This is a genomic window from Microbacterium sp. SORGH_AS_0862, assembly GCF_030818795.1.
In the GTDB taxonomy this organism is placed as follows: domain Bacteria; phylum Actinomycetota; class Actinomycetes; order Actinomycetales; family Microbacteriaceae; genus Microbacterium.
On record NZ_JAUTAY010000001.1, the window covers coordinates 2021091 to 2041597 of the forward strand.

The 20507-nt window shown below is 70.9% G+C and carries 17 protein-coding genes; 5 read left to right on the top strand and 12 right to left on the bottom strand.

The window, feature by feature from the left end; genetic code table 11:
- Positions 1-9: 9 nt before the first annotated feature.
- The 3 genes from QE377_RS09790 to QE377_RS09800 form a co-directional block, all read right to left on the bottom strand.
- Entirely contained in the window at positions 10-732 is a 723-nt protein-coding gene (locus QE377_RS09790) for a GMP synthase (protein WP_307322440.1), read from the bottom strand.
- Positions 733-777: 45 nt separating this feature from the next.
- Positions 778-1518: a LysR family substrate-binding domain-containing protein gene (locus QE377_RS09795; RefSeq protein WP_307322443.1), complete on the bottom strand. Its 741-nt coding sequence runs from the start codon at positions 1516-1518 to the stop codon at positions 778-780.
- 331 nt (positions 1519-1849) lie between these two features.
- Positions 1850-2257 (bottom strand): transferase, encoded by a 408-nt coding sequence (locus tag QE377_RS09800; RefSeq protein ID WP_274286362.1) that lies wholly within the window; start codon positions 2255-2257, stop codon positions 1850-1852.
- A 240-nt stretch (positions 2258-2497) separates the two neighbouring features.
- Between QE377_RS09800 and QE377_RS09805 the strand changes: the two genes are divergently transcribed.
- Complete coding sequence (locus QE377_RS09805; RefSeq protein WP_307325936.1) at positions 2498-3160, top strand: YitT family protein; 663 nt, start codon at positions 2498-2500, stop codon at positions 3158-3160.
- Positions 3161-3425: 265 nt separating this feature from the next.
- Here QE377_RS09805 and QE377_RS09810 read toward each other — a convergent pair whose 3' ends face one another.
- Together QE377_RS09810 and QE377_RS09815 are read right to left on the bottom strand one after the other, a co-directional pair.
- Positions 3426-4208 carry a DNA-formamidopyrimidine glycosylase family protein gene (locus QE377_RS09810; protein ID WP_307322449.1) on the bottom strand — a complete coding sequence of 261 codons (783 nt, stop codon included), beginning with the start codon at positions 4206-4208 and terminating at the stop codon, positions 3426-3428.
- Positions 4201-8820: an ATP-dependent helicase gene (locus QE377_RS09815; protein WP_307322452.1), complete on the bottom strand. Its 4620-nt coding sequence runs from the start codon at positions 8818-8820 to the stop codon at positions 4201-4203. The genes QE377_RS09810 and QE377_RS09815 overlap by 8 nt, the downstream gene beginning before the upstream one ends.
- Positions 8821-8945: 125 nt before the next feature.
- On the opposite strand from QE377_RS09815, the gene QE377_RS09820 reads away from it, so the two are divergent.
- The gene (locus tag QE377_RS09820) at positions 8946-9272 is read left to right on the top strand and encodes a hypothetical protein (RefSeq protein ID WP_307322455.1); all 327 of its coding nucleotides are present in this window, start codon (positions 8946-8948) and stop codon (positions 9270-9272) included.
- The gene (locus QE377_RS09825; protein ID WP_307322458.1) at positions 9269-9595 is read left to right on the top strand and encodes a hypothetical protein; all 327 of its coding nucleotides are present in this window, start codon (positions 9269-9271) and stop codon (positions 9593-9595) included. The genes QE377_RS09820 and QE377_RS09825 overlap by 4 nt, the downstream gene beginning before the upstream one ends.
- Here QE377_RS09825 and QE377_RS09830 read toward each other — a convergent pair whose 3' ends face one another.
- The 3 genes from QE377_RS09830 to QE377_RS09840 form a co-directional block, all read right to left on the bottom strand.
- The gene (locus QE377_RS09830; protein ID WP_307322461.1) at positions 9596-10543 is read right to left on the bottom strand and encodes an intradiol ring-cleavage dioxygenase; all 948 of its coding nucleotides are present in this window, start codon (positions 10541-10543) and stop codon (positions 9596-9598) included.
- A gap of 75 nt (positions 10544-10618) precedes the next feature.
- Positions 10619-12286 carry an ATP-binding cassette domain-containing protein gene (locus QE377_RS09835; RefSeq protein WP_307322465.1) on the bottom strand — a complete coding sequence of 556 codons (1668 nt, stop codon included), beginning with the start codon at positions 12284-12286 and terminating at the stop codon, positions 10619-10621.
- A 181-nt stretch (positions 12287-12467) separates the two neighbouring features.
- On the bottom strand, positions 12468-13109 hold the full coding sequence (locus QE377_RS09840; RefSeq protein ID WP_307322467.1) for an alpha/beta hydrolase: 642 nt from the start codon (positions 13107-13109) through the stop codon (positions 12468-12470).
- Between the two features lie 67 nt (positions 13110-13176).
- Here QE377_RS09840 and QE377_RS09845 point away from each other — a divergent pair, with 67 nt between their 5' ends.
- Both QE377_RS09845 and QE377_RS09850 read left to right on the top strand, forming a co-directional pair.
- A complete protein-coding gene (locus tag QE377_RS09845; protein ID WP_243231285.1) occupies positions 13177-13788 on the top strand; it encodes an NUDIX hydrolase family protein in 612 nt (203 codons plus the stop codon).
- Position 13789: 1 nt separating this feature from the next.
- Complete coding sequence (locus QE377_RS09850; protein ID WP_307322472.1) at positions 13790-14650, top strand: helix-turn-helix domain-containing protein; 861 nt, start codon at positions 13790-13792, stop codon at positions 14648-14650.
- Between the two features lie 7 nt (positions 14651-14657).
- Here the strand turns inward: QE377_RS09850 and QE377_RS09855 are convergent, their stop codons facing one another.
- The 4 genes from QE377_RS09855 to QE377_RS09870 all read right to left on the bottom strand — a co-directional run bounded on the left by QE377_RS09855 (position 14658) and on the right by QE377_RS09870 (position 20453).
- The gene (locus QE377_RS09855) at positions 14658-15725 is read right to left on the bottom strand and encodes a low specificity L-threonine aldolase (RefSeq protein WP_307322475.1); all 1068 of its coding nucleotides are present in this window, start codon (positions 15723-15725) and stop codon (positions 14658-14660) included.
- 189 nt (positions 15726-15914) lie between these two features.
- Positions 15915-17363, bottom strand: coding sequence for a DUF6421 family protein (locus tag QE377_RS09860; protein WP_307322476.1), 1449 nt, complete (start codon positions 17361-17363; stop codon positions 15915-15917).
- 83 nt (positions 17364-17446) lie between these two features.
- On the bottom strand, positions 17447-18940 hold the full coding sequence (locus QE377_RS09865; RefSeq protein WP_307322478.1) for a CoA-acylating methylmalonate-semialdehyde dehydrogenase: 1494 nt from the start codon (positions 18938-18940) through the stop codon (positions 17447-17449).
- 211 nt (positions 18941-19151) lie between these two features.
- Positions 19152-20453 (bottom strand): aspartate aminotransferase family protein, encoded by a 1302-nt coding sequence (locus tag QE377_RS09870; RefSeq protein WP_307322479.1) that lies wholly within the window; start codon positions 20451-20453, stop codon positions 19152-19154.
- Between the last annotated feature and the right edge of the window lie 54 nt (positions 20454-20507).

Genomic DNA, 20507 nt, shown 5'->3' on the forward strand with positions numbered 1-20507 from the left:
GGTCCTCTCTCAGAGGCGCGCGAAGGCGCGCAGGATGCGGGCGGGCTCGGTGACCGGGGAGGCGAGCACGCGCGCCGCCACCGCATCGAACTCGCTCGGATCGAAGTATCCGCCGTCGCGGTAGATCCGCATGCGCGCCGTGAAGTCCTGCGGCGTGAGCTCGGGATGGAACTGCGTCGTGTAGAGGCTCTCGCCCACGCGGTAGGCCTGCACGGGGCAGTCCTCGTTGGTGGCGAGCAGCACGGCGTCCGACGGCAGAACGTCGGTGCCCTCCTTGTGCGCCGTGAACGCATCGAATCGCTCGGGCAGACCGCCGAACACCGGGTCGCGGCGCCCCGCATCCGTCAGGGCGACGGTCGTCGCCCCCGTGCCCTCGGGATAGGTGTCGGCAACCGTGCCGCCGAAGACGCGGGTGACGACGCCGATGCCGTAACAGGTGAACATCGCCCGCGTCGCGCCGGACGCGGCGGCTTCGGCGACGCGGGCGAGGTCGTCCTCGAGCCGGTCCTGCACCGCGCCCTTGTCGGAGGTCGTCACGTTGAAGGGGCTGCCGCCGACGACGAAGCCCGCGTAGCGATCGATCGCGTCGGGCGGCAGGCCCTCGGAGACCAGGTCCCACGCCTGCAGTCCGTCGGCGTCGCGTCCCATCGCGGTGCGGAACGACGCCCACTCCGCCTCGGCCGCATCCCGCTGCGGGCGCGCGCAGAGGTACAGCAGCGGGCGGGAATCCATCCTGCGATTCTATGGCGCGGCTGTGGCCGTCTCCGCTGCAGTCACTCAGTCCCGCGACGACTGCGCGGTACGACCCCTGACGATGCCGATGAAGGTGTCGACGAGCGGCGACGCATCCTCGCGCGGCCACGCGAATCCGACGGGCGAGGTCGCCGCGCCCGAGAGCGCGCGGTACTCGACGTCCTTGCGGTGGTGCAGCCGGGCGAGCGACATCGGAACGATCACGATGCCCACGCCCGATGCGACGATCTCGATGGCGTCCGCCGTCGTCGGCGGTGCCGCGAAGGCCGGCGCGACGGTGCCGGCGACGTGCGGGTCCAGCACATCGTCAGCCGGGACGATGAGCACCTCGCCCGCAAGGTCTTCGGGCGTGAGCTTCTCTCCCGCGGCAAGGTGCGAATCGGCGGAGAACGCGACCACGGTCGTCTCCTCGTAGAGGCGGATGAGATGCCAGCGGTCGGTGTCCACGGGTGGGCGGACCAGCGCCGCATCCACCTGGCCGCTCCGCAACGCCTCCTCCTGCGCGGCGACCTCGAGCGGCACGAGCTCAAGCTCCGTGCGCGGCATCCGTTCCTGCCAGATGTCGATCCACTTGCCTGGCGTGGCCCCCGGAATCGCGCCGAGGCGGAACGGACCCTCGGGGATCTGCGGCGCCGGAGTCGGGGCCGGCTTCTTCGGGGGCGTGCGGGGTGAGCCCTTCTTCGCCGGGCGACGGGCGGCGGCGCTGCGGGTCGAGGCAGCGCGTGCGGACTTCTTCCCGCCCTTCGGTGCCCCTCGACCAGCCATGTCCCCAGGCTATCCGGCCCCGGGCTCGCGGTTCGTGAGGTGCTCGTGGGTGCTCGTGGCCGCCGGGGCGCGTGTGGGTCCCCAGGGCGTACGGGTGCCCAGGGCGTATGGGTGCCCAGGGGGCGTATGGGTGCCCAGGGGGCGACACTTTTCCGCATCCGCCATAGTTCATCGCTGTGGCGGATGCGGAATCGTGTGGCATCTGCGCACATGCAACGCAACTCGGGGAGGAGAGAGGTCGGCGCCGCAAACGACAGTTCGCCTGTCACATCTCGCGCGGATGGGCGCGATCTGGGACAGGCGAACGATGCGGGGAACGGATGCGGTGCGCTCAGGCGGCGGAGCGAAGTCCCCGACGGTCGGTGGCGACGCGCTCACCCTGCGCGATGGTCTGGTCGTCGCCGATCAGCGAACCCCCGGCGACACTCGCTCCGGGGCCGATCTGCGTGCGCACGCCGATCTGCGCGCCGGCACCCACGCGTGCGCGGGAACCGATGTGCGCGTGCGGCGCGATCTTGACCTTCGGTCCGATGACGACGTCGCTTTCGATCCACGCCCCGCGGCCGACATAGACGTCAGCCGCGATCTGCGCGCCGGGCTCCACATAGGCGCCCGCTTCGACGACGGCCGTCGGGTGGACCTTCGCCCCGTTCGCGATGAGCCCGCGTCCGTTCACGTGCTTGCGGTAGCGCAGCATCTCACCGCGCTCGTTCTCGATATCGATGTAGTTCTTGCCCACGATCGCCTCCTCCGGACCTCGAGGTGCCAGCACTGGTCGAAACGATCCGGTGCGGATTTTCATTCCCGACCCGGCGCTCTCCCGGCCTTGAACCCTATTCGGAGCCGACGTGGGATCGGATGCGGGTTGCGCCGCACGAATCGACGACCTGGATGCGCAGCGGAGCGGCCGCATCCAGGTGGCACGATGGACGACGTGAACGAGCCGCATCCGGAGCCCGCCGAGCCCGCCGCCGACGCGATGGAACCGGAGCTCGGGGCACGCCCGAGCGCCCCCGAGACCGCCTCGACCCTGGTCTTCGACGTCAAACAGACGGCGCACAGCGTGCCGGAGGACGTCCTCGGCATTCTGACCGGCACCTTCGCTGCGTCGCTCGGTCTCTACCTGCTGCAGTCGGCGGGCTCGGTCACCGGCGGCACCGCGGGTGTCGCGCTGCTGTTCGACTACGCGACCTCGTGGCCGTTCTGGTTGATCTTCGCCGTCGTGAACCTTCCCTTCGCCGTGCTCGCGATCTGGAAGAAGGGGTGGGATTTCACCCTGCGTACGGCGGTCTCGATCGCGCTCGTGTCCGGATGGTCGGTCGTGCACCACGCGCTCCTGCGCATCGAGAGCCTGGACCCGATCTACGGCACGCTCGGCGGCAACCTGCTGGCCGGCGTCGGTCTGCTGATCCTGTTCCGCCACAAGGCGAGCCTGGGCGGGATCAACATCGTCGCTCTGCTGATCCAGGAGCGCACCGGCTTCCGCGCGGGCTGGACCCAGCTGATCCTCGACCTCGTCATCATCCTGATCTCGCTTCTGGTGATCCCGGCGCCCGCCGTGCTGCTGAGCGCGATCGGCGCGGTGCTGCTGAACCTGGTCCTCGCGATGAACCATCGGCCCGGCCGCTACATCGGCCATTGATCGCCGGGCCGATCGGCCACCGGCATCGGTCACGCATCCGCCGCCCCGGGCGAGCTTCCCGCATCCATGTCCCACTTGCTGCACTTCTGGGGCCGGATTTCCGAGGCGTGTCCCATTTGCTGCACTTTTGGAGCCTGATCTCTGCGGAAAGTGGGACATGCTTTGCGGGAAGTGGGACATGCGCGGGCTGTGACCACCGGCCGCTCCGCGGCTCAGTGGCTGGCAGCTGGCAGGTCCGGAGGAGCCGCTCAGGCGGGGCGAGAGCTCACTCGGGCGCGGGCTGGCAGCGTGGGCACCAGAACACATTGCGCTCCGCCGTCGGTGAGGCGCCCAGCGCCGTCTCGCGGATGAGGGTGCCGCACCGACGGCACGGCCTGCCGGCGCGGCCGTACACCCAGGTGCGTTGCCCCGCGCGATCCTGGCCGGTGAACGTGCGCGCCGGACGGTCCCGATTGGCGCGGATCATGCGTGCGCCGGTCTCGATGAGCCCGGCGGCATCGATCTCGGTCGCGGGCGTCTCGGGATGGATTCCGCGCACGAACAGCAGCTCGTTCGCGTACACATTGCCGAAGCCTGCGACGTTGCGCTGATCGAGCACCGCGACGTGGGCGGCGCGCGTATCGGCTCCGAGCCGGCGGACCGCCTCGGCGGCATCCCAGTCTGCGCCGAGCGGGTCCGGGCCGAGGTGGCCGACGAGCTCGTCCTCCCGTGCCGTCGGGACCACGTCGATCATGGCCAGGTCGAAACCGACCGCATCCGCCGTGCCGACGCCGACGATCGCTCGGGCCTTGAACGCGGGTTTGCGCCATCGCGCACCGGGCGCGTAGACGTGCCACTCGCCCTCCATCTTCAGATGGGAATGCAGCGTCTGATCGCCGATCCGCGCCAACAGGTGTTTGCCGCGCGGCACGACCGCGAGCACGGTCTGACCCCGCAGATCGAGCGTCGCGAGCTGCGGAACACGCAGATCGAACCGTTCGACGACGCGGCCCGCCAGGGCGGCGTGCAGGCGGGCCGCCGCCCGGTAGACGGTGTCACCCTCAGGCACGCGTCGACCGTTCCGCTCGCGCGGCGTCCCCGGCGGTGAGCCGCCGCAGCGTCAGGCCCCGGGTGGACTCGACGAAACCGGCATCGCGCAGCAACCGGCCCAGCACCGTACCGAAGACGAAAGCACCGTCGACCTGCTCGATCGTGAGGGTCTCGAGCCTGCCGGCGCGCGCCGTCTGGGCCAGCGCCGCCGCCGCGGATGCCAGCGCGTCCTCGTCTTCGGTGAAGCTCAACGCCGTCTTGCCGCCGCGCTCCAGATACAGCACGAGGTCACCGTCGACGAGCACGACCAGCGCGCCCGCCTTGCGCCCGGGCCGATGCTTCACGCCCTCGCGCGCCGGCCAGCCGAGCGCTGCACCGTAGGGGTTGGCGGGATCGGTCGCCGCGAGAGTGACGCCGTTGCGAGGCGGCGGGTCTCCCACCGCGGCGAACTCGCGGAGCCGGTCGATCGTCGACGACGCGGCGAACTGCGCCGCGCCCAGCTTCTCGATGAGGTACCCACGTCGGCAGTGCCCGGCCTGCTCGAACTGGGCGAGCACGCGGTACGCCTGGGCGAAACCTCCTGGCAGGCCCTCGTTCTGCACGGAGCCGCGGGTCACCACGCCGTAGCGATCCAGCAGCAGCGATGCCGCGGCGGTGTGGCGCAGCGTCGGGTCGCTCTCGGGCGTCGGAAGCAGCGACCACCGCCCGCCGACGGACGCGGGCCGCGCCGGAGCCGTCGGGCGCGGCATGCTCGTGCCGCGGAACATCCGCGCGCGCGGCGCCCGCCGGGCCACCCGATGCGCCTGCGAGCCGCCGGACAGCAGCCCGCGCACGGGAGCGAAGGTGTCGTTGGTCACCCGGCCCGTCCACGCCAGTCGCCAGAGCGCGTCGACGACGGACTGCTCGTTCTCCGCCTGCGCGAGCTCTCGCACCTGCGCGGCGAAGTACGCGCCGCCGGCGCCGAGAACCTCGAGGATGCGGGCGTCGAGCGAATCCGCCGCGACCTCGTCCTCAGGGATGGCCAGGGTGAGGGATGCGGCGTCTGCGGGATGCAGCGACACCCACCCGTCGCGGCCGGGAAGCGCGCCGTGTCCGGCCCAGACGACCTCGCCCGACGCCGTCAGCTCGTCGAGCATCGACGGGGTGTAGTCCCTGACCCGCGAGGGCAGGATGAGGGACTCCCAGGCGCTCGCGGGGATCGGCACGCCGGCGAGTTGCTCGATGACGGCGAGCGTGCCGTCGATCCCCTCCAGGGGCCGGGTCACGTGCTGCCACACCGGGAGGAAACGGGCGAAGGCGTCGGGGGAGACTGGCTCGACGCTGCCTCGGATGGCGGCCAGAGACCGCATCCGCAATCGTCGGAGCACCTCGCTGTCGCACCACTCGGTGTCGTCGCTGCGGCGCGCGGCGGACTCGGGCAGGAAGAAGCCGCTCGTCACCCGCCCCGATGACTCCAGGCGCTGAAGCGTGTGCCGCGCGACAGCCACCCCGACGCCGAATCGCTCGGCGACCTGATCCGCGGTGAACGGACCGTGCGTGCGGGCATGCCGGGCCACGAGGTCGCCGAGCGGGTCGGCCACCGGCTCGAGGAACGCCACGGGCAGCCCCACCGGGAGCGCGGCGCCGAGCGCGTCGCGCAACCGCCCCGCATCCTCGATCGCGGCGATACGTTCCGCTCCGGCGATGCCCACCCGGATCGCCCGGCGGCCATCGACCAGCTGCGCGGCGTACTGCGCCGCCTCCTCGCCGTCGGTCAGGCGCAGCGCCAGCTCGTCGACGGCGAGAGGACCGAGCAGGCGCAGGAGATCGGCGACGCCCTCCACGCCGTGGGCTTTGCGCTCGTCGTCGAGTCGCTGCGCCTCCCGTTCGAACTGCGCGATGACGTCGGGATCGAGCAGTTCGCGCATCTCGATCTTGCCGAGCAGCTCGCCCAGCAGCGCCGGGTCGACCGAGAGCGCGGCGGCACGGCGCTCGGCCAGCGGCGAGTCGCCCTCGTACATGAACGCGCCGACGTAGCCGAACAGCAGGTCGCGCGCGAACGGAGAGGGCTGCGAGGTCGTCGTCTCGACCAGGCGGATGCGGCGATCCGCGATCTTGCGGGCGATCCCGGTCAGCGCCGGAAGGTCGTAGACGTCCTGCAGCACCTCGCGCAGGGTCTCGAGGATGATCGGGAAGGTGGGGTGACGGCGCGCGACTTCGAGCAGCTGCGCCGAACGCTGCCGCTGCTGCCAGAGGGGGCTTCGACGGTTGGGGTTCGTGCGCGGCATGAGGAGGGCGCGGGCGGCGCACTCGCGGAATCGCGACGCGAAGAGGGCGGAGCCCCCGACCTCGTCGGTGACGATCTGCTCGAGCTCGTCGGGGTCGAACACGAACAGTTCGGCGCCCGGCGGTTCCGCCTCGGCATCCGGAACGCGGGCGATGATCCCGTCGTCGCTGGCCACGGCGGAGCCTTCGACCCCCAATCGCTCCCGGATGCGGGCGTTCACCGCCAGCGCCCACGGCGCGTGGACCTGCATGCCGTAGGGGGAATGGAGGATGACGCGCCAGTCGCCGACCTCGTCGCGCCCGCGCTCCACGGTGAGCGAGCGATCGGTCGGGACCGAACCTGTGGCCTCGCGCTGCTCGGCGAGGTAGGCGAGCAGGTTGTCCTGCGCGAAGGCGTCCAGTCCGGCCTCGGTCAGGCGTTCCCGGGCGCGAGCGGGCTCGGCGGCCGAGACCTCGCGGGAGAAGGCGCCGAGTGCTTCGCCGAGCTCTGCCGGTCTGCCGAGCCCGTCGCCGTGCCAGAACGGGACCTTGCCGGGCTGGCCGAATGCGGGCACCACATTGACACGGTCGTGCGTGATCTCGACGATGCGCCAGCTGGTCGTGCCGAGCGTGAACACGTCGTTCACCCGCGACTCGTAGACCATCTCCTCGTCGAGCTCTCCGACGCGGGCGTTCTGGCTCTCGCCCGCGACGAACACGCCGAACAGGCCACGGTCGGGGATCGTGCCGCCGCTGGTCACCGCGATCCGCTGCGCTCCCGGACGGCCCGTGAGCGTGCCGTGATCGCGGTCCCACACGAGCCGCGGCCGAAGCTCCGCGAACTCGTCGGACGGGTACCGGCCCGCCAGGAGATCGAGCGTCGCCTCGTAGGCGGAGCGGGGCAGCGTGCGGAAGGGCGCACTGCGCCGCACGGTCTCGAACCAGTCCTCGACCTCGATCGCGCCCCGTGCGGCGGCTGCGACGGTCTGCTGGGCGAGGATGTCGAGCGGGTTCTGCGGCACGCGGATCGACTCGATCCGACCCGCCAGCATCCGCTCGGTGACGATCGCGGTGTGCAGCACGTCGCCGCGGTGCTTCGGGAACAGCGCCGCGCGGCTCACCTCGCCCACCTGGTGACCGGCGCGACCGATGCGCTGCAGTCCCGATGCGGCCGACGGAGGCGCCTCGACCTGGATCACCAGATCGACCGCTCCCATATCGATGCCGAGCTCCAGGCTGCTCGTGGCCACGACGCAGCGGAGCACGCCCGACTTCAGCTCGTCCTCGACGATGGCGCGCTGCTCCTTGGAGACCGAGCCGTGATGCGCCTTGGCGAGCACCGGTTCGGCACCGGCGGTGGCCCCCGCCTGCGCCATCATGGCCGCCGGCACGGCGGGGTCGGGCAGGTCGAGCCCCAGCCGTTCGCTGTAGATCTCGTTCAAACGGCCGGTGAGGCGCTCGGCGAGCCGGCGGGAGTTCGAGAAGACGATCGTCGAGCGGTGCTGGAGGATGCGGTCGACGATCGCCTCCTCGACGTGCGGCCACAGTGATCCCGTGACCTCGGTGCTCTCGCCGCCATCCGAGGCGAACCAATCCTCGCCCTCGGCTTCCGCCTGCTGCCCGGGAGGTGGCGGCGGATGCAGCATGTCGTCGACCGGCACGACGACCGTCATGTCGAAGGCCTTCGTGGCGCGGGGGGCGACGATGTCGACGGGCGCCGCACCTCCGAGGAATCGTGCGACCTCGTCGATCGGGCGGACGGTCGCGGACAGCCCGATGCGCTGCGCCGGAGTCCCCAGCAGCGCATCGAGGCGTTCGAGACTGACGGCCAGGTGCGCTCCGCGCTTGGTGGCAGCCACCGCGTGCACCTCGTCGATGATGACGGTGTGCACGCCGCGCAGGGTCTCGGACGCCTGGCTCGTGAGCATCAGGTAGAGCGACTCCGGGGTCGTGATGAGGATGTCGGGCGGATCGCTCACGAGCTTGCGCCGATCGGAGGACGTGGTGTCTCCGGAGCGCACGCCGACCCGCACATCCGGCGCGGTCAGACCCAGGCGCCGGGCGGACTGCCCGATTCCCACGAGCGGCGAGCGGAGGTTGCGCTCCACGTCGACGCCGAGCGCCTTCAACGGGGAGATGTAGAGGATGCGGGTGCGCGGCTCATCCTTCGCGGGGGTCGGGGAGGCCGTCCGCTCGCGGAACACACTGTCGATCGCCCAGAGGAACGCCGACAGGGTCTTTCCCGAGCCGGTGGGAGCGACCACGAGCGCGTGGCGTCCCTGCGAGATCGCGCGCCAGGCCCCGGCCTGCGCATCGGTCGGAGCGGCGAAGGCGCCCCGGAACCAGTCCTGCGTGGCAGACGAGAACTGGCCGAGCACATCACTCACCCGATCATTGTGGCCGCACCCGACGACACCCGGCTGGGGATTGCGCTCAGAGCGCAGGCCTAGACGCCTACGCCGCCGGGGTCAACGGGGTGCGACCTCGCAGCCCCGCGCCTACCGTGAAGAACATGGACACGAAACACGAGAACGATCGCCCGGTGCGCTCCTCGGTGTGGCGCATCGTGGCCTTCGCCACCATCATGCTGGTCCTGGCGGGCGTCATCGGCGGCTTCACCGCAGCCGTCTCCCAGAGCCTGGTCGCCGCGATGATCGCAGGCGGCGTCCTCGTCGTGCTCGGCGCGCTGTGGGTGCCCCGCGTTCTGCGCGATACTCCGCCGCCGGAGCATCGCCCCGGCGAGCGTCCGGGTTATGAACAGTTCGGGCCGCTCGGCCAGCCGAACACGGTGGGCCTGGGTAACGTGGGCGGTTCCTCGACGACGGGAGCGAACGGATGACGAACGACACACCGCCGTACGACGAGCAGCAGCCCCTCCGGCGCACATCGATCGGCGCCATCCTCGGGGTCGTCCTCGGGATGCTGGCACTCGCCGCCGTGCTCGCCGTGGTCCTGGGCATCGTCACGCAGAGCCTCGCGGTGATCCTGGCGGTGGTTGTGGTGATCGGCGCGCTCACCGCTGTCTGGGTGTGGCGCATGATGCGCGGCGTCGGCTCGTCGGTGCGCCCGATCCAGGATCATCGCGCAACCGGTGACCACGGTCCTTACGGTCAGCCCGGCGCGCCCGGCATCGGCGGAGCCGGGCGCGACGGCGGTCGCTGATCAACGCCGTCCGCCGGGTGCCTGACCCGCGGACGGCGTCGTCGTCGTATCGACGCGGACGGCGAGGGCGGCGGTGTAGCCGCTCGTCGTGTCCCCGGTGACGGTGGCGACCTGGAGGGCGCCGCCGTCGTCGCCGAAGATGTTGTCGCTGGACAGTGTCACCTGGGAGAGATTGCGCGCCGAGCCGTCGTAGGCGCTGAGGGCGTACACGTCCGTCAGTGGCGCTTCCGGCAGAGCGAGTTGCGACGTGGCGATCGCGTTGCCGGAATCCGTGATGCCGTCGGCGCTCGGATAGACCTCGAAGTGGATGTGGGGCCAGCGGCCGGTGTAGCAGCCCGGCACGACGGAGGTGAAGGTCACCTGGCCGTTCGCGTCGGACACCTGGACGCCCCGCAGCCACGTCTCGTTCTCGACGCCCTCCGAGTACATGGAGTACCGGCCCAGCGCGTCGCAGTGCCACGCGTAGACGGCGACACCGGCGAAGGGCGCGTCGCCGTTCGCCATGTCGGTCACACGCAGCGTGAAGGTCAGGGGCACTCCCTCCACCGCGGTCGAGGAGCCGATGCTCGTCCGCAGGTCGCTGCGCACGATCCCGCTCTGCTCGAGCACGTCGGGCCCGTTGGACCCGTCGCCGGGATAGGGGCCGGCCGTCTCGTCGGAGATCTCTCCCGACGGCAGCGTCCCCGACGCCGATCCGGGGGCGGCGGATGCCGAGGACGTCGGTGTGGCGGTCGACGTCGTGCCCGCGGAGCTCATGGGTGCGCAGGCGGCGAGCGCCGCGGTTCCCAACCCCACGCCCACGAGCCCGAGGATGCCGCGACGAGTGATCAGGGTGCGGACATCGAACGGGGCGCCCTGATCGACGACCTCCTCATCCGGTCGGTCCAACAGGCGGCCCTCGAAGGCGGGTCCTCGCGGGGTCTGCTCGGCATCGGGGATGCGTACCACGGTCGTCTCCTGACATGTCGGCGGTCTTCGTGGCTCGATCCTGTCCGACCCGCTCAGGCGGACACGGTGACACTCCTATACGTCGCCCATGAACGCCTCCGTCTCCCGCATCCCCTCCCCGTCGATCTCGATGACCGTGTCCACGCCCAGACGGGAGAGGAAGTCGTCGTCGTGGCTGACCACGATCAGCGCACCGCGATAGGCGGAGAGGGCGTCGACGAGCTGGTCGACCGTCTCGAGGTCCAGGTTGTTGGTCGGCTCGTCGAGCAGGAGCAGCTGCGGCGGCGGGTCCGTGAGCAGCAGTCGCGCGAGGCAGAGCCGGAACCGCTCGCCGCCGGAGAGGGCGGCGACGATTCGGTCGACGGCCGCGCCCCGCAGCAGGAACCGCGCGAGACGGTTGCGCAGTTCCGCGGTCGGCATCGTCGGTGCGGCATCGGCGACGATCGACAGCACGGTCGCGTCGTCGTCCAGCCCGTCCAGGCGCTGCGGAAGGTACCCCACCCGATCCGTGAGCAGAACCGCGTGAGCAGAACGCAGCCAGGCAGGGCCGACCTGCCTGTCGCCGTCCCCGTCCGGCTCGGCTCCGGCTGATTCGTGCCCGGTTCCCCTCGCCAGTCGCTCGAGGAGAGTCGACTTACCGGCGCCGTTCGATCCGACGATCGCGATCCGCTCGGGGCCCTGCACGATCCAGGTGCGGTCGCCGTCGCCGATCTCGGCGAGACGCCTGCCCGCAGCGACCTGCGGGTCGGGCAGATCCAGATGCACGCTCTCGTCGTCGCGCACGCGCCGCTCCGCCGTATCGAGCGCGGCGCGCGCGGCGGATTCGCGATCGGCGACCATGCCGCGGAGCCTGCCCGCCGACACCTGCGCCGCGTGCTTACGGCCACCCGCGATGATCTTGGGCACGCGCTTCTCGACCTCCGCCTTGTGCGCCGTCCTGGCGCGTCGTGCGAGCGTCGTCTCCGCCTCGATCCGCTGGCGCTTCTCGCGCCGTACGGCGGATGCGGCGGCGCGCTCGGCGGCGCGTGCCGCATCCTGCTCGTTCTCGAGCTGCTCGCGCCACGCGCGGTAGCCGCCGCCGAAGCGCGTCAGACGGTTTCCGTACAGCTCGGCCGTCTCCGACATCCCGTCCAGCAGCGCCACGTCGTGGCTGACGACGATCAGGGCGCCCGGCCAGTCCGCGATCAGGTGGCGCAGCCGGGCGCGCGCCGCGCGGTCGAGATTGTTGGTCGGCTCGTCGAGAAGGGTCACCGCGGTCCGGCGGGCCCGCAGTCCGGCCGTTGCGACGAGCACGGCTTCGCCTCCGGAGAGCTGTCCGATGCGTCGGTCCAGGGCATCGCCGGGAAGCCCGGCGGCATCGAGCGCGGCGACGGCGCGGGCCTCGGCATCCCAGTCGTCGCCGATCGTGTCGAAGTGGCGGGCGTCGACGTCGCCCGCCTCGACCGCGCGCAGAGCGGTCAGGACCTCGCCCAGGCCCAGCAGATCGGCGACGGGACGGTCGGCGTCGAGGGTGAGGCGCTGCGGCAGCACCGCCACGTCGCCGTCGACGCTGACGTGGCCGGATGCGGGCTGCAGCTCGCCCGCGATCAGGCGCAGCAGAGTGGTCTTGCCGGAGCCGTTGCGTCCGACGAGGCCCGTGGTGCCGGTGCCGAACGTGCCGGAGACCTCGGTCAGAGCGGCCGTGCCGTCCGGCCAGGAGAAGGAGAGGCCGTCGAGGACGACCGCGGCGGAAAGAGCGGGCATGGTGCCTCCCAAGATGTCGGTGGAAGCACTGACACCCGGGTGCCCGCGGGCACGGTGATCGACGGGGTCAGCGCGTGGGCTGGAAGCCGTCGAGGAAGTACACCGGTTCGACCTTTCGGAAGGGGCAGGACTCGAAGACCCTACCGACCGCGGAGGGCGATGTCCAGACCGAGCAGCGGGATCAGCCGAGCTGCCGCTCGAGGAACGCCCGGACGTCGACGAGCTCCTCTGCGCTGACGGAGTGACCGAGTCCGGGGTACAGGCGCCCGGTGAGGTCCACGTGATCGGGCAGCCACTGCGCGGTGTGGGTGATCAGGGGAGCGGGGATCGCGTCGTCGGCGGAACCGCGCCCCCAGAACACCGGCGGGCGCCGCGCAGCGAGCGCCGCATCCGTCTCGAGCTCGCCGGGGGTGACGTAGCCGCTGAGATTCACCGCGAACGCGAAGCGGTCGGGCTGCCGGCGCACGGCCTGCAGCGAGACCGCGCCCCCCTGGGAGAACCCCAGGAGCCCGACGGTCTCGGCCGTGCTCGCGCGATCCAGCCAGGCGATGAGAGCGTCCGTGCCGGCGGTGATCGCTCGCGGGTCGCGGCCGTCGAGACCCTCGATCGGGTACCACGAGTAGCCCGGCGACGGCCACGGCGGCGCGAGCGGCGCGCGTACCGCGGCCATGCGGTACGCGGCCGGCAGGTGCGTCGCCAGGGAGAAGAGGTCGCGTTCGTCGCTCGCGTAGCCGTGCAGCAGAACCAGCAGCGGGCGACCGGCGGTGTTGTCGTCGTCGGAGAACAGCACGGCGTCGTCGTCGAGCATCGGGGTGGCATCCATCGCTCCATCCTCTTACCCACCACCCCCATCCGCCATGTGAGGCCGGCGTGTGGGGTATACAGGAGGCATGCCGGTCCGCACGCCCGATCCTGATCCCCACGAGCCCGGCGACGACTCGTCGCGCGATCCCTTGGGCCTCGGGGGCCTGCCCGGCAGCGCCGGCAATCCCGCGTGGCTGAGCGACGTCGAACTCGCCGAGGCGCGGCGTCGGTTGCCGATGCTCTACGTCGAGGCGATCCCGGTGCGCACCGACGGCATGGGCGTGGTGACGCAGGTGGGCATCCTCCTGCGGGCGACGCCTCTGGGGGAGATGACCCGCACCATCGTGTCCGGACGGGTGCGTTACGGCGAGACCGTGCGCGACGCGCTCTTCCGCCACCTCGAGAATGATCTGGGCCCGATGGCCTTCCCGCTGTTGCCGCCGAGCCCGACGCCGTTCACGGTCGCGGAGTACTTCCCCCTTCCCGGTGTGAGCGCGTTCCACGACGACCGCCAGCACGCGGTCTCGCTCGCGTTCGTGGTGCCGGTCACGGGCACCTGTGAGCCGCGCCAGGACGCCCTCGAGGTCACCTGGATGGAGCCGGCGGAGGCCGCATCCGACGCCCTCGCGGCCGAGATGGAGGGCGGCCGGGGAACCCTCATCCGCCTGGGCCTGGCCAGCGTCGGCGCTCTGCGCTGACATGCCGGTCGCCGCATCCTCGTTCCCTGCGAGCCCCTCGCTCGTCGACTTCGCCGTCGCGCTGCCGGTTGTGCTGCTCGTCGCCTACGGCATCGCTCTGCTGCTGCGACGGCTGTTCGGGGAGCGCCTGTCGCTCGGCACGGCGACGATGACCCTCATCGGCGTGCTCGGGGTCAGCGCCGGTGCGCTCGTCTCGGGACTCTTCATCCCGGGCCAGCGGCTGTGGATGCCGAGCACCCTGTTGCTGGCGACGGGGGCGAGTCTCGGACTGTCGTTCCTGGTCGCGGGAGCGGTGGCGGCGGTGCGCGGGGCGAGTGCGATGCCGGATGCGGCGGCGGTGCTCGCCGCGGGCGAGTCGGAGCGCCGGGAGTTCAAGGAGACCGCCCGTTGGAACGTGCGCGAGTCGCGCAAGGATCCGCGCATGGAGCTGGCGGTCGCGAAGACCGTCGCGGCGTTCCTCAACTCGCGCGGCGGTCTTCTCGTGATCGGCGCGAACGACGCGGGCGAGGCGGTGGGCCTCGAGCGCGACCTCCAGACGTTGCGCACGCCCGACCACGACCGCTTCGAGCTCTGGCTGCGCGACATGCTCTCCACCTCGCTCGGCCGCAACGCCGCGGCGCTTCCGCGCATCCGGTTCGGGACAGCGGGCGACGGCGTCGTCGTGTGCCTCGTGCAGTGCCGGCCGGCGGGCAAACCGGTGTTCGTCACGCAGCCCAAGGACGGCGGCTCGACCCGCGAGCTCTGGGTGCGGGTGGGCAACTCGTCGCGCGCGCTCGGGGTGGACGAGGCCGTCGACTACGTGGCTCGCCACTGGCGACCGTCGGTGGCGTCGTTCGTGCTCGGGCGCCCCTCTGGCGCCTGAGCCCGCCTCAGCGCGTGGTCTCGCGGGCGATCGCGGCGACGAACGCGTCGATGTCGTCTTCGGTCGTGTCGAACGAGCACATCCAGCGCACCTCGCGGCGGCTTTCATCCCAGTCATAGAACCGGAAGCTCTCGCGCAGGCGCTCCGCCACGCCCTCGGGCAGGATCGCGAACAGGCCGTTGGCCTGGGTGGGATGCGTGAACGAGACGCCGCGGATCGAGCCGTCGGCGAGGCCCGCATCCACGCCCTGGCGAAGGCGCTGGGCCATCGCGTTCGCGTGCGAGGCGTTGCGGAGCCAGAGATCGCCCTCGTAGAGCGCCACGAGCTGCGCCGAGACGAAGCGCATCTTCGAGGCCAGCTGCATGTTGAGTTTGCGCAGGTACGTGAGGCCGGTGGATGCGGCGGGGTCGAGCACGACGATCGCCTCGGCGCCCAGCGCGCCGTTCTTCGTACCGCCCAGGCTCACGACGTCGACGCCCGCGTCGGTCGTGAAGGCGGCCAGCGGCACGCCGAGGGCGGCCGCCGCGTTGGAGATGCGTGCCCCGTCGAGGTGCAGCCGCATCCCGCGCTCGTGCGCGTGATCGGCGAGGGCGCGGATCTCATCCGGGGTGTAGAGCGTGCCGAGCTCGCTGGTCTGCGTGATCGAGACCACGAGCGGTTGCGCGCGATGCTCGTCGCCCCAGCCCCAGGCCTCGCGGTCGACGAGCTCGGGGGTGAGCTTGCCGTCGGGCGAGGCGACGGTCAGAAGCTTCATACCGCCCACGCGCTCCGGCGCACCGCCCTCGTCGACGTTGATGTGCGCCGTGGATGCGGCGATGACCGCACCCCAGCGGGGCAGCATCGACTGCAGGCCGGTGACGTTCGCACCCGTGCCGTTGAAGACGGGGAACGCCTCCGCGCGCTCGCCGAAGTGGGCGACGACGACCTCCTGCAGGCGGGCCGTGTAGACGTCCTCGCCGTAGGCGATCTGGTGCCCCTCGTTGGCGGCGGCGATCGCGGCCAGCACCTCGGGGTGCACGCCGGAGTAGTTGTCGGAGGCGAAGCCGCGCACGGCGGTGTCATGCAGAGTCGTCACAATCGTCCAATCTACGTCGGCTCTCGCCCGCATCCGTCCGCCGGGTCAGTCGCACCATGTCCCACTTTCCGCAGAAATCGGAGCCGAAATCTGCAGAAAGTGGGACACGGATTGCCGCAAGTGGGACATGCATTGCGGCAAGTGGGACATGCCTGATGAGCGGATGCGGCCGCGAGCCGCTCGGGCGGGTCAGTCGGCGGCGCGGATGCCGGCGGTGGAGGCGATCACGTCGCGCATCTTCTTCTCCAGCGCCTCGTAGAACATCGACAGCGGGAACTCGTCGGTCAGCACCTGGTCGGTGAAGCCCGCGGGCGGGCCCGACAGCACCTCGTCGGGCAGGCCCCGCGCCCACACCGAGGCCGGATGCGGCGTCACGACCGAGCTCACGAGCTCATACGCCGCCAGCCAGTGAGCCGTCTTCGGGCGGTCGATCGAACGCCAATACAGCTCGTCGATCGCATCCGCCAGCGCCACGACCGCATCCGGAACCTGATCCCAGTCGATGCGCAGCCGAGTGTCGGTCCAGTGCAGCACGCCGCGGCGGTGCAGCCATGCGAAGAGCAGCTGTCCGCCGAGCCCGTCGTAGTTGCGCACCCGGGTGCCCGTGATCGCGAAGCGGAAGATGCGATCGAAGAGCACTGCGTACAGCACGAGTCCTGCATGCTCCCGCATCCGCTCGTCGACCTCGCTCAGCTGCTCGCCGGCAGCGACCCGCTCGTCGAGGCGTCGGCGGATGAGCACGCACTCGCGGAACGCGGTCAGATCGCACCGCAGCTCCTCCAGCGAGTAGAGGAAGTACGGCATGCGCTGCTTGATCATGAACGGATCGAACGGCAGGTCGCCGCGCATGTGGGTGCGGTCGTGGATGAGATCCCACATCACGAAGGTCTGCTCGGCGAGCGCCTGGTCCGTCAGCATCCGCGCCGCGTCCTCGGGCAGCTCGAGCTTCGTGATCTCGGATGCGGCCGCGACCACTCTGCGGTAGCGCGCCGCCTCGCGGTCCTGGAAGATCGCCCCCCACGTGAACGCGGGAACCTCGCGCATCGAGACGGTCTCGGGGAACAGCACGGCCGAGTTCGTGTCGTAGCCAGGAGTGAAGTCCACCAGTCGGAGCGAGACGAACAGTGCGTTCGTGTACTCCGTCTCGAGCTGCGCGATGAACTCGGGCCAGATCACCTCGACGAGCACGGCCTCGATGTACCGGTTCGGCGAGCCGTTCTGCGTGTACATCGGGAACACGACGAGGTGGCGCATCCCGTCCACCCGGTGCCGTTGCGGCTGGAAGGCGACGAGCGCGTCGAAGAAGTCCGGCACGCCGAAGTCCTCCGCCGACCAGCGCAGGAAGTCGCCCACCAGGGCCTGCAGGTAGTCGGCATCGTGCGGGAAGCGCGGAGCGAGCTCCTGCACGGCAGCGACGATCCGATCGACCTCCACGCGCGCAGCCGTGCGGTCCTCCGCCTCCGGCACCGAGCCGTCCTTCGCCTGCATCGCCTGCAATGCGACGGCGGCGTCCTTCAGCTCGAGCCAGGCCGGATCGTCTTCCACGCCGATCGCGAGGTTCGCGGCGTCCTCGACGACCTCGGGCTCGCCGATGATCGCCTTGAGCTCACGTGAGGGGTGGGCGGCGTCGATGGACATGGGAACCTCCGATCGTCGAAGTCGGCCGCGGATGCGGCGTGGTGATGGTGCGAACAGGCTACGCGGCTCGGGGTCGGACGCGCTCAGGCGTTCTGCGGGAATCCGAGGTTGAGGCCGCCGTGCGAGGGATCCAGCCAGCGGCTCGTGATCGCCTTCTCCTGGGTGAAGAACGAGACGCCGTAGGGGCCGTAGGCCTTCGCGTCGCCGAACAGGGACGCCTTCCAGCCGCCGAACGAGTGGTAGGCGACAGGGACGGGGATCGGCACGTTGACGCCGATCATTCCCACCTGCACCTCGCGCTGGAAACGGCGGGCGGCGCCGCCGTCGTTCGTGAAGATCGCGGTGCCGTTGCCGTAGGGCGAGGCGTTGATGATGTCGACCGCCTCCTCGTAGCCGCTCACGCGGACGATCGAGAGCACGGGGCCGAAGATCTCGTCGCGGTAGACCGCGGAATCCAGCGGCACGCGGTCGATGAGCGAGGGGCCGAGCCAGAAGCCGTCCGCCTCGCCGTCGACGTCGATGCCCCGCCCGTCGACGACGACCGTGGCGCCGTCGGATGCGGCCTGATCCAGGTATCCGGCGACCTTGTCGCGGTGCTCGCGGGTGATGAGCGGACCCATGTCGCAGCCGCGGGTGCCGTCTCCGGTGCGCAGCGTCGACATCCGCTCCGTGATCTTCCCGACGAGCGCGTCAGCGACCGCATCCACCGCCAGGACCACGGAGACCGCCATGCAGCGCTCGCCGGCCGAGCCGAAGCCCGCGTTGACCGCGGCATCCGCGGCGAGGTCGAGGTCGGCGTCGGGAAGCACGAGCATGTGGTTCTTCGCGCCGCCGAGGGCCTGCACGCGTTTGCCGGCGCCGGCGGCGGTGGCGTAGATGTATTGCGCGATGGGAGTCGATCCGACGAACGAGATCGAGCGGATGTCGGGGTGCACGAGAAGGGCGTCGACCGCCTCCTTGTCGCCGTTGACGACGGTGAGCACGCCCTCGGGCAGCCCTGCCTCGGCGAACAGGCGCGCGAGCCAGATGGAGGCGGAAGGGTCCTTCTCGCTGGGTTTGAGGACCACCGCGTTGCCGGCGGCGAGCGCGATCGGCAGGAACCAGAGCGGCACCATGGCCGGGAAGTTGAAGGGGCTGATGACGCCCACGACGCCGACCGGTTGACGCAGCGTGTACACGTCGACGTCGGTGGAGACGTTCTCGGAGTAGGTGCCCTTGAGCAGCTGTCCGACGCCGCAGGCGAAGTCGACGACCTCGAGGCCGCGGGCGATCTCACCGAGGGCGTCGGACAGCACCTTGCCGTGCTCGGACGTGAGGATCTCGGCGAGCTCCTGCTTGCGGGCGTTCAGCAGCTCGCGGAACGCGAACAGCACGGAGGTGCGTTTGGCGATCGAGGCGTCGCGCCAGGAAGGCCAGGCGGCCACGGTCGCGGCCACCGCCGCATCCACGTCCCCGGTGCTCGCGAGTCGCACCTGCGTGGTCACCGTGCCCCGTGCGGGGTTGTAGACGGGTCCCGTGCGCTCGGAGGCTCCGTCCCACTCGCGTCCCGATACCCAGTGTCCGAGGGTGTGTGTCATGTCGTTTCTCCTGTCACGTCGTCGTGGGTGGGGATCAGCGGGCCGTGTGCGCGGCGTCGTGGATGCCGAGGGCCTCGCTCGCATCCTCGTCGGTCATCATGCCGCTCCGACCGCTGATCGAGGCGAGGGGGTTTCCGGTGGGCGGTATCTTCTCGCCTGCGCGGCGAGGAGCGACGCAGCGGTGTGTGGCCTCGTTCGCGGAGCATGGGGCTCAGAGTGCCGCGAGGGCTTCGTCGTAGATGCCGATGGCCTCGCTCACATCGTCGTCGGTCACGACGCAGGGCGGAACGACGTGGATGCGGTTGTCCTGCACGAACGGGAGCAGCCCGCGTCCGATGAGGTCCTTCTTGAGCGCGCCCATCGCGGCGGCGCCGAGGGGCTCGCGCGTCTCGGAGTCGGCGACGAGCTCGAGCGCCCAGAACACGCCCTCGCCGCGCACCTCGCCGATCGCATCGTGCTTCTCGGCGAGCGCGTGCAACGCGGGGCCGAGGACGTCGCGTCCGATGCGTGCCGCGTTCTCGACGATTCCCTCCGCCTCCATCGCGTCGAGGGTCGCGACGATGGACGCCGCCGCCAGCGGATGACCGGAGTAGGTGAGGCCGCCGGGGAAGACGCGCTCGTCGAAGGCCGCCGCGATCGGGTCGGAGATGATGACGCCGCCCACCGGCACGTACCCGGAGTTCACCCCCTTGGCGAAGGTGATGAGATCGGGCACGACGTCGTGGCCTTCGAAGGCGAACCATCGGCCGGTGCGGCCGAACCCGGCCATCACCTCGTCGAGGATCAGCATGATGCCGTAGCGGTCGCAGATCTCCCGCACGCCGGCGAGATAGCCGGGCGGCGGCACGAGCACGCCCGCGGTGCCCGGCACCGACTCCAGCAGGATCGCAGCGATCGTGGCCGCCCCCTCGGCCTGCACGACCCGTTCGAGATGGTGGAGGGCGCGGGCGCATTCCTCCTCGGGCGTCGTCGCCCAGAACTCCGAGCGGTAGAGGTAGGGGCCGAAGAAGTGCACGTGTCCGCGTGCGTACTCGTTCGGGATGCGGCGCCAGTCGCCCGTGGCCACGATGGCCGCCCCGGTGTTGCCGTGATAGGAGCGATAGCGCGAGAGCACCTTGTCGCGACCGGTCACGAGCCGCGCCATGCGGATCGCGTTCTCGTTCGCGTCGGCACCGCCGTTGGTGAAGAAGACCTTGTGGAATCCTTCGGGGGCGCGCGCGATGATGCGTTCGGCCGCCTCGCCCCGCGTCAGGTTGGCCGTGGACGGCGCGATGGTCGTGAGCAGTTCCGCCTGCCGGGCGATCGCCTCGACGACGGCCGGATGCTGGTGGCCGATGTTGACGTTCACGAGCTGGCTCGAGAAGTCGAGGTAGCGCGTGCCGGCGTGATCCCAGACGCGGGTGCCCTGCCCGCCGGCGATGACGAGCGGATCGAGCGCCGCCTGCGCCGACCAGGAATGGAACACATGGGCGCGGTCGAGTTCCCACGCGCGGCGGTCGAGATCGGTGGTCATGCTCTTCTCCTTCGATGAGCGGTGGGGGCGACGCACGCGTCGCCCCCACCGCGG